This is a genomic window from Frankia sp. CeRuru1 (genome assembly GCF_977966315.1).
Window position 1 is genome coordinate 1 of record NZ_CDWWEW010000232.1, and the last position, 8384, is coordinate 8384.

The 8384-nt window shown below is 67.8% G+C and carries 6 protein-coding genes and 2 pseudogenes; 4 read left to right on the forward strand and 4 right to left on the reverse strand.

Annotated features, from left to right (window positions below; all coding sequences use genetic code 11):
• Positions 1 to 43 precede the first annotated feature (43 nt).
• From AC08OP_RS16170 to AC08OP_RS16185, 4 genes are all read left to right on the forward strand, one after another.
• Entirely contained in the window at positions 44 to 1957 is a 1914-nt protein-coding gene (locus AC08OP_RS16170) for a phosphatidylglycerol lysyltransferase domain-containing protein (protein WP_476614965.1), read from the forward strand.
• A gap of 502 nt (positions 1958 to 2459) precedes the next feature.
• The gene (locus tag AC08OP_RS16175) at positions 2460 to 2864 is read left to right on the forward strand and encodes a hypothetical protein (protein WP_476614960.1); all 405 of its coding nucleotides are present in this window, start codon (positions 2460 to 2462) and stop codon (positions 2862 to 2864) included.
• 275 nt (positions 2865 to 3139) lie between these two features.
• On the forward strand, positions 3140 to 3817 hold the full coding sequence (locus AC08OP_RS16180; protein WP_476614961.1) for a Crp/Fnr family transcriptional regulator: 678 nt from the start codon (positions 3140 to 3142) through the stop codon (positions 3815 to 3817).
• 447 nt (positions 3818 to 4264) lie between these two features.
• A complete protein-coding gene (locus tag AC08OP_RS16185; RefSeq protein ID WP_476614962.1) occupies positions 4265 to 4693 on the forward strand; it encodes a hypothetical protein in 429 nt (142 codons plus the stop codon).
• Positions 4694 to 5671: 978 nt separating this feature from the next.
• Here the strand turns inward: AC08OP_RS16185 and AC08OP_RS16190 are convergent.
• The 4 genes and pseudogenes from AC08OP_RS16190 to AC08OP_RS16205 form a co-directional block, all read right to left on the reverse strand.
• Positions 5672 to 6121, reverse strand: a pseudogene (locus tag AC08OP_RS16190) (restriction system modified-DNA reader domain-containing protein); the annotation flags it as partial.
• Between the two features lie 33 nt (positions 6122 to 6154).
• Entirely contained in the window at positions 6155 to 7411 is a 1257-nt protein-coding gene (locus tag AC08OP_RS16195; protein WP_476614963.1) for a type II toxin-antitoxin system HipA family toxin, read from the reverse strand.
• A complete protein-coding gene (locus AC08OP_RS16200; RefSeq protein WP_476614964.1) occupies positions 7411 to 7725 on the reverse strand; it encodes a helix-turn-helix domain-containing protein in 315 nt (104 codons plus the stop codon). Before AC08OP_RS16200 ends, AC08OP_RS16195 begins: the two co-directional genes overlap by 1 nt.
• Before the next feature lie 406 nt (positions 7726 to 8131).
• Positions 8132 to 8384, reverse strand: a pseudogene (locus AC08OP_RS16205) (hypothetical protein); the annotation flags it as partial.

Below are 8384 nucleotides of genomic sequence, written 5' to 3' on the forward strand. Positions count from 1 at the left end.
GACGACACCACCCGGCGCCCGTTCCGGCAGGAAGAGCAGCAGGATGCCCGTGCTGCCCCCCTGGAAACGGCCGTGGGCGCCTCGGGCCGCTGCGCTGCTGGCCCTGGTTGTCGGCCTGGTCGACGTCGTCTCCGCGGTCACCCCGGAGTGGCGCTCCGGCCTGGAGGACCTGCGGGTTCTCCTGCCCCCTGCAGCCTCCCAGCAGGCCGCCGCGTTTACCGTCGTCGTCGGCATGCTGCTCGTGCTGCTGACGCCGGGGCTGCGCCGCAGCAAGCGGCGGGCCTGGCGGGCCGTGGTGGTCCTGCTCGGCGTGAGCATCGTGCTCCACGTTGCCAAGGGTCTGGACTACGAGGAGGCGGCCGGATCGGCCGCGCTGCTTATCGCCCTGCTGCTGGTCCACGGGGAGTTCCGGGCCAAGGGCGACCCGTCGACGCGTTGGCGGGCGCTCGGCGTCGGCCTGCTGCTCACCGTCGTCTCGATCGGGATCGGGTTCCTGCTGCTCTATCTGCGCCAGGACCGGATCGTCGGCCCGCATTCGCTGTCCGCTCAGTTCGAACAGATCGTCGAGGGACTCGTCGGGATCCCCGGTCCGCTGCGGTTCACCTCCGACCGGTTCTCCGACCTCGCCGCCCGCGTGCTGCTGACGATGGGCCTGTTGACCATTGTGACCACCGGCTACCTCGCGCTGCGACCGCCCGAGCCCCGGCCCCGGCTGACCGACTCCGACGAGGAACGGATACGTGCCCTGCTGGCCCGGCACGGCAAGGCCGACTCGCTAGGATACTTCGCGCTGCGGTCGGACAAGTCGGTGATCTGGTCACCGACCGGCAAGGCCTGCGTGGCCTACCGGGTGGTCTCCGGCGTGATGCTGGCCAGCGGAGACCCGCTCGGTGACCGGGAGGCTTGGCCGGGGGCCATCAGGGAGTTCCTGCGCGAGGCGGCCGACCATGCGTGGATGCCGGCGGTCCTCGGCTGCTCGGAGGCGGGTGGCTTCGCCTGGACCCGCGCCGGTCTGTGCGCGCTGGAATTTGGTGACGAGGCCATCGTCGACACGGCGTCGTTCACGCTGGAGGGCCGGGCGATGCGTAACGTTCGCCAGGCGGTCGCCCGGGTGGAACGCGCCGGCTACACTGCGGTCGCGCGGCGGGTCGGCGATCTCGCGCCGGCCGACATCGCCCGGCTGAAGGCACAGGCCGCGGCCTGGCGGGGTACCCAGACGGAACGGGGCTTCTCAATGGCGCTCGGCCGCCTCGGCGGCGGCGCGGACGGCGACTGCGTGGCCGTGATGGCCTTCTCCCATGATGCGGGCCCCCGCGACGCGGGCCCCCACGACGCGGACGACCCGGTGAACGGTGCTCCGGGTCACCCGGCGAACGACACGACGAGCGGAACCGGGGACGACGCGTCGCATGCCGGCGCGGCCGGCACCGAGCCCCGGCTGCGCGCCCTGCTGCACTTCGTGCCGTGGGGACCCAAGGGCCTGTCGCTGGACGCGATGACACGGGACCGGACCGCCGACAACGGGCTGAACGAGTTCCTCATCGTCAGCGCCCTGCGCCAGGCCCGCGAGCTGGGCGTCGAACGGCTGTCGCTGAACTTCGCGTTCTTCCGGTCCGCGCTCGAACGCGGCGAGCGTCTGGGTGCCGGGCCGGTCATCCGCTGTTGGCGTTCCCTGTTAATATTCTTGTCCCGCTGGTTCCAAATCGATAGCTTGTACCGGTTCAACGCCAAATTTCAACCCACCTGGCAGCCCCGTTACATCTGCTACCCCGCCAGTTCCGAGCTACCACGGATCGCCCTGGCGATGCTCGAAGCCGAGGCCTTCCTGGTCTGGCCCCGCTGGCGCGACCATCTGTCCGGGTTATCCCGGCTGTCCCGGCTGTCCCGGTCCGGGACGGCCGGCATCCATCACCGTGTCCGAAGAAAGGACACCTCGACCGGCACTGGGCCAGGCTGACCGGATCTTCGCCGGAATGTCCGTCGGCGTGTTCTGCGCGCTGAACCTCGGGCTACGCCACCGTGACTTCGGCGTGTGGTGTCCGGTGCTTCGAGAGAGTCTGCGGTGGGCGGTGCCGTCCGACGTCCGCAAAGGTGGCGTGCCCACTGTCTTGCGCTGATCCCCGCTGCTGGTCCCAGAGTGGATTTCCGGGGTCAAATCGGTGCGATCCAGGCGATGTTCCTCGGTTCTTGATCTGCATTTTTAGTGTGTGCCGCTGATCCGAAACGCCGACGGTAGCGGGCATGATGGTGGCGGCGTCCTGGATGTCCGGTGCCACCACGGTCTGCTCGTCCAGTGCTCCATCGCAGAGCCTTCCTGTCTCATCGAACCGCCGAAAAGGGCCTCATCATGTCATTAAAGGGAAGATCCTCCTTCTGACTCTGGTGTAGGCAGCAACATTCTCAATCGCGGCTGGTTGCAACCGTGACCAGTTGTTCCTTTGACGGAAGAGGAGCCAAGCGTGGCAAGTGTGATCGACGGCATCTACCGGATCAGCATCGCCGGGCAGCAGACCCTCACCGACGTGGGCGGGGGCAACCTCGTCCTTCTGCCCGACGGCGACGGCGACGGGCAGGTGTGGCAGGTGCAGCGCGCCGACGACGACACCTACACGATCCGCAAGCCGTCCGGCGGGGCTTTTGTGGGCTTCGATGGTGACCCGGACGCGTTCGAGCGGGTACGTGTGCTCCCGGAGCCGCGTGAATGGAAGATCGCTGATGGCCCCCAGGCGGGTACCTTCACCATCGGTGTCCCGGACAATGAACTGACCCTGGGGCTTCACCCGGCACTCATCTACCCGCCGCTGGTTGCCCTGTCACCCATCTTCAGCGAGGACAGGGGCTGGATTTTCGAGGGCGTCGAGTAGTCGAGTAACCCGTTCACCCGGGTCCCGGCCCGGCCGGTGAACGAGGCCCTGTGCCGATGGCACGGGAGCCGGGCGCCGTGCCGCGGATGGCAGCAGTTTGACCATCCGCGGCACGGCACGTCGGCACGTCGGCACGTCGGCACGTCGCGGCCGAGAGCAAACCGGGCGAACCGGATAGAAATGATTGATCGGACAAGATCGCTGGTCGGTCACCTCAGCCGCATCCTCTCGGTGGCGGCGCCGAATGCGGGTCCGATCCGCGATACTTCTGTGGGATGACCGATTCTGTCCGGCCTGCCCGGCGGGGAATGCAGGCGATCCTCGGCGACCGTCTCTGGCAGGCGTTGTTGTCATGCGGTTCCCGGTGCCATTTCCGGTCGCGGCAGATGCTGCTGCGTCAGGGCGATCCAGATGATTTCCTGCTTCTGCTGACCACCGGCCGGGTGAAGGTGGTGCGCATGAACGCGGAGGGCTCGGCCCTCCTGCTGGCGCTGCGCTCGCCCGGGGACATGATCGGTGAGATGGCGCGAATCGGAACCGGACGCACCGCCACGGTGCAGGCGATCGATCGATGCGAGGCGCATCGGGTCTCCGCCGCCATGCTCGACTCCTTCCCGCGGCGGCACGGCGTTCAGGGAGCGCTCGCTGACTACGTGGTGAGCAAGCTGTCCGAAACGGTTCCCTACCAGCATCAGCTCGTGCATTTCTCGCCGCGGCAGCGGGTCGCCCGCCTGCTGTTGGAACTGGTCGCCCTCGCCGGACCGGAGCTGCCCGATCCGATTCGGGTGCCGTTCTCGCTCGATGCCGTCGCGGAGTCCCTGGGACTCGCCCGGAGCACGGTGGCCGCACACGTGGCGGCATTGCGAGAGGAACAGGTGCTGCGGCCGGGGCCACGGCTCGCGGTGGCGGACATCTCCCGGTTGCGGGCCGAGGTGGGCATCACGACCGGCTGAGCATGCCGGTCTGGCCCGTGGACTCCAGGTCGTCCGCTGGCTCTCCGTTGACGGGAGCCGGTGGGCCGACGAGATGTGGTCCGTGCCAATGTTGAACCGTCCGTCGATGGACGTTTTTGTCGCTCTTCCGCCGCGACGCTGAAGAACACGGGCATGACATCCGTGCTCTCCCGCGAACGCGAAGGATTCAGCGATGGCCTCTACAGTCTTCCGCATTCCGCACCTCCCCTTCCGGTGGGTGTATAGGGGTTGGAATCCCGCCTTCAGACAGGGGAGAACGTCAAATGTGCCATCCCCTCTTCATCCCGGAAATACTACGTTCCGTAGTCGGCTGATCGTCGAAGCCGGCCGATGATCCGTTTGCGGACCTCGTCGAGCACACTAGTCTCTGTTGCTGATGGTAGCGATTCACTCTCTCTCGGTTCTGGAGGAAGTGTGGACAAGTCCGTGAGGCGGAAAGCCGCAGTTGTCGCGGTGTCTACGGCGGCGGCAGTGTTCGTCACCGTGGGGCCGGCGGCTACGAGCGCGCTGGCGTCGAGCTATCTCGGTGGCCCGGTGGATGAAAAGATCGCCAAGGATCGCTGGGACCGTTGGGATGGTAAGGACCGTTGGGACCGTTGGGATGGTAAGGACCGTTGGGACCGTTGGGATGGTAAGGACCGTTGGGACCGTCGGGATGGTAAGGACCGTTGGGACCATCGGGATGGTAAGGACCGTTGGGACCATCGGGATGGTAAGGACCGTTGGGACCATCGGGATGGTAAGGACCGTTGGGACGGTAAGGACCGTTGGGACCATCGGGATGGTAAGGACCGTTGGGACGGCAAGGACCGGCACCACAAGGACGACTGGGATTGGGATTGGGACTGGGACTGAGCTGACGAGAGGACCCGGACGGAACGCCACTGAAATACAGCGAACCGCTAGGAGAGACGTGTAGCGGGGTTGGCCAGGGCGTCCGGAACGGATTCCAATCGGCAATGCTCGCCCGGGTTCTCCGGCTACCGCGGCACCGGACATCGTAGCTCTGCGATGTCCGGTGCCCGCGCCCCGTGGCCGCCGCGCGCGGGTGGCGGGAAGGCGGCGCTCCGGCTCCCCTCCAGCTTCACCATTCTCCTCGGTCGCCCCCTCCTTACCGGTTTTGTGGCGTGGAGGCCCCGCCGTTTACGGCGGGGAGAAAACGCCGTCCTATCGGGGCATCAGTTGTCCTTCCTTCCGTAGAATTGAGGGTCGAACGGGTGTTCCGTGGATCTGGCAGGTCCTGAGATCGCAGCCACACTCCTGGCGGTTGCCGCGGCAATCGCGGTCTGCTGCGGACTGCTCCCGTCGACCGCGGGACGCGGCGACCGTCGGCGGCGCGTTGACGACCCGGACCGCTGTGCCTGCATATTGCAGGCGCAGCGGCTACAGTAAGGTCATGGCCGTGATCGACTGTTCGGCGTTGGTGTGAACGCTGACAGACCACAGCGCGGGCGGGGTCGCCGTGCGCCGTCGACTCGCCGGTGTCGCATCGCTTGCGGCACCCGGCCTGCTCGACTACGAGATGATTTCGGCCTTGTTCGGAATGCGCCGGGGAGGCAAGCTGACCGAGCGGGAGACAGCGAAGGCCATCGCCTCGAACCCTGGCCTCAGTCCCACCAAGCCAGACCTCGTCGAAGCAGCCACCCACCCCGAAACAATCAGAGCCGTCGTCGCCCTCCTCACCGCCCGCGGCCACTCCCGAAGAGCCGACTTGACTGGCAAGATCATGGTTCGGTGGCCGGGGGCTGACTTCAACGGCAAAAGGACGCCCACGGATTTTGCCATCGAAGTTGATCTGCCCAGGTCACGGCTGTCGACGGGCCGAGATGCCTGTCACCGGACATCTGAGCAGGGGAGATGTCCAGTGACCGCGCCGCCCGTGACATCATCTACCGAATCGAACAGGTGTTCTGTAGGCCTGGCGGTTCCGGACACCTCGACCCGTCTCGCGACCGTGATCGTCGGGGCGGGCCCGCATGCCTCAGCCGTTCCGCTCGGCGCCGGAGGACAGCAGGTATCGGGCACGGGTCGCGAACAGCGTGTCGTTCGTTCGTTCCACTCGCCAGAACCGCCAGTCGCCCGGGTTGGGCGCTCCGGTGGAGCAGCCTTGGCTGCGGCGCTCGCCAAGCGGTAGACCTCGCCGGAGGCCGTGCGGATCCGGCCGTCGGCCGTCAGGGTCGCTGGGAACAGCCGACCGCTGCGGCGCCCGACGAGCCGCTCGCCAGCGCGCAGGAGGCCAGCGTCGATCAAGTCTGCCAGGGTCGCGTTGTAGCGCTGCCGCCGCGGGCGTGCTTCGTCGTAACCGCCGGCAACATCTCAAGGCACACTGAGAGCACGGGCGATCCGTCGCTGTTCGCTCTCGTAGGCCACTGCCATCCGGTCGGCCTGGCTTTTCGGGATGCCGAGCCCGGCTGCGGCCTGCCGCCAGCCCGCCGTGGCGGTCTCCACCTCCCTGACGAGGTCGCGGGCCCTCGGCGGCGACAAGCGGAAGTAGTTGCCCACCGACAGCGCGAGGTCGATGCTTGCGTCGGTGTTGTCGAGATCGACGGCCGTGCTCAGCCGGGCCGGGTTGTCCGGATTGGGGTTGAGGTCGTAGGCAGGAGAGAGCGCCCAGCCGTCTCGCTCGCGCAGGAACGCGTGATTGCGCAGGTGGTCGTCAGTGTTCCCGGTCAGGATGGAGAACAGGATCCGCCGGTAGAGCTCACGCAGGTCGGCGTCAGCTCTCGGCGAGTAGCGTTCGATTACCTCGGCGATCTCGAGGTAGCTGCGGAGGTCCCCGTCGGAGGCCTCGAGCATGGTCAGGGCGCTTGCGAACCCCAGACGCCGCGCGCCGATGCGGTCGAAGCGGCTCAGGAGTAGTACGTGCCGGCCGGCAACGGTCAGCAGTTCCGACTCCGCCACGGTAAGCCCCGCTCTGCGAGCGAGTCTCAGTTGTACCTCCTCCCAACCGGCCACGTCCCATTCGTCACTGTCCGAACGCGGGAACTTGGCGATCGAGAGCCGCCCGGACACGTCCCGCACCGCCGCCTTGGGGCGCGCGCCGCCGAGCGAGCTACCTGCGTCGATGAGGTCCGCGAGGTCGCGGTCGAAGTCGCCCTCCGCGCGGACGCGGTCGGCTGCTCGCATGAGCCGGGCCAGGTCGATCAGCCGTGGGACCGCGTGCCGGTGCGTCGAATAGTAGGTGGCGGTCGCCGGCTGGCGGAACCTGGCACCTCCCTGGCGGGTGTCGTCGCGGACGCCGAGAAGGAAGTCGGCCTTACCGAGAGTGCGAGGTGTGGTCTCGGCGGCGCGGGCGCGCTCGCGCTCCTCACGCCTCATGAGGTTCTCGCCCCATCGGTCGGGGGCGCTGTCGGCGAACGCGTTGAAGATGGCCGACCCCGGCGGCGTGTGGAAGACGCCGGCGGCTCTGGCCAGTGCCGGGTCGAGGTCGTATCCGGCCGGGTTGGTCAGGTAGGCGTCGGCATATCGGAACGTGGCGCTCTGTCCGCCGCGGTCGTGAAGCCACAACGTCCCGGCGGCGGTCTCCTGCCCGTCGATCTCGACGGTGACCTCGACAGGATCCCGTCCGGCCATCAGCGCCGTACTCGCTTGGGGAGGATCTCGTCCATGCGCAGCCGGCCGACGTCGGTCTCGTACGGGTCGGTGGCCCTGACGACGGCATCCATGATCCCGATGGTGCGTAGCACCCTGAACAGGTTCTCGGTGCTCGCGGTGCCCTTACCCTGCTCGATGGCGCGCAGCGTGTCCCGGGAGATCCCGGCTCGCTGGGCGACCTGGGCCGCGGTCAGCCGGTTCAGCTTCCGCCAGGTCGACACATGATCGCCGAGCAGACGCAGCGACCGCGCCACCGACAACGGCGTGGCATGCGAGGCCCTGTCACCGACCATAGCCAGCATCATACGAGCCTACGGCGGTTAAGTTCGCCGTTAAGTGCGGCTGCCTCCAGGCGGTGGCTGACCAGGTGGGGCAGGCCGGGGCGAAGACGGTCATGACGGGTAGATCGCGTGCCCACCCGGGCCGTCTGAGATTGTCCTGCCGGCCCACGTTCCTGCCGGCTCACGCGAGACGCCGAGCCGGCGGGGCCACGAAGATCTTGGATGGCGTGGAGACGCCGCGGTCTCCTTCATCGCGATTCGGGTCATCGGCGAACAGGTTGCCCCGCACGTCCCCGGTGCCGACCCCGCCGCTGACGGCGGCGACGACACCTGTCGTCCTGGAAGACAAAGCACCCGGCAGGGTGGAAAAATACCCACCGGGTCGCCGGAGCCGCGGACTACACCAACCGTTTGCAGCTCACCGGACAGCGCGGTCACCACCGCGATCTGGGGGCCGCTGTTCTGCGCGTTCGCACCCCTGACCATCCTGGCCATCCCGATCGGCCTGGCCGTCGCCGTCACCGCCGTCGTCGTGATCGTCCCGGCCCGGGCCCAGGTCTTCGGGGACCTGATCGAAGCCGCCTACGACCAGCACCGCACCGTCCTCTACACCTAGCTCCGCTGGCCCCTGCCCGCCAACCCCCAGCAGGAACGGGAACACGGCCAGCGGC

Excerpts from the sequence above, each read along its gene's own strand:
- AC08OP_RS16170 (WP_476614965.1), top strand. The coding sequence starts at position 44 with ATGCCCGTGCTGCCCCCCTGGAAACGGCCGTGGGCGCCTCGGGCCGCT.
- AC08OP_RS16180 (WP_476614961.1), top strand. The coding sequence starts at position 3,140 with ATGACCGATTCTGTCCGGCCTGCCCGGCGGGGAATGCAGGCGATCCTC.
- AC08OP_RS16195 (WP_476614963.1), bottom strand. The coding sequence starts at position 7,411 with ATGGCCGGACGGGATCCTGTCGAGGTCACCGTCGAGATCGACGGGCAG.
- AC08OP_RS16200 (WP_476614964.1), bottom strand. The coding sequence starts at position 7,725 with ATGGTCGGTGACAGGGCCTCGCATGCCACGCCGTTGTCGGTGGCGCGG.